General features: G+C 34.7%; 1 protein-coding gene. It reads left to right on the top strand.

Features of this window, described 5'->3' with window-relative positions; genetic code table 11:
- Positions 1-758 (top strand): IS256 family transposase (locus tag N5D03_RS14895; RefSeq protein ID WP_038337402.1); only part of this gene is annotated, 758 nt, incomplete at its 5' end.
- Positions 759-816: the final 58 nt, after the last annotated feature.

Raw genomic sequence — 816 nt, 5'->3', positions numbered from 1 at the left:
TAGCTTGGCAAAATCGTCCATTAGAACCTGTTTATTTAATCGTTTGGATGGACGGAATTGTTTTTAAGGTTAGAGAAGGTTCCAAAGTAATTAATAAAACCATTTATATCGCAGTAGGCTTAAAACGCGATGGACGCAAAGAAGTTTTAGGATTATGGTTAGGTAAAAATGAGTCATCATCCTTTTGGATGAGTGTTTTAACCGATATGAAGGCTAGAGGAACTGAAGATATCTTGATTACAGCAACCGATAACTTAAATGGTTTTACCGATACCATACGTACCGTTTTTCCTGAATCTAAAACACAAATATGTGTAGTACATCAGATTCGAAATGCTTGTAAATACGTTGTTTGGAAAGATAAGAAACAGTTTACTGCTGATATGAAAGAAATCTACAACGCGCCAACTAAACAGGCTGCTGAAGCTGCTTTAAATGATTTTGCTTCTAAGTGGGAACATAAATATTCTTATGCCATCCAAAGCTGGAAAAACAACTGGGAAGACCTTACGGTTTTCTTTGAATTCCCCGTAGATATTAGGAAAATCATATATACCACCAATCTAATTGAGAATCTAAACGGTAAAATAAGGAAGTACACTAAAAATAAATTATCCTTCCCTACAGATGAAGCTGTTATGAAATCCGTATATTTGGCTGTGAGAGAAGCAACTAAAAAATGGTCTATGCCAGTAAGAAACTGGGGAGTTATTATTGATCAATTTTTAATCCTATATCAAGAAAGGGTTAGACTCTAAAAAGTAGAACCTAACCCAAGCTTAATTTTTGAACTTACACACTTTAAGAGACAGTCCT

Source organism: Empedobacter sp. GD03861 (assembly GCF_029840885.1).
Lineage (GTDB): Bacteria > Bacteroidota > Bacteroidia > Flavobacteriales > Weeksellaceae > Empedobacter > Empedobacter falsenii_B.
The sequence above is the reverse complement of the archived record's forward strand: the minus strand, read 5'-3'. Positions and strand labels throughout refer to the sequence as shown.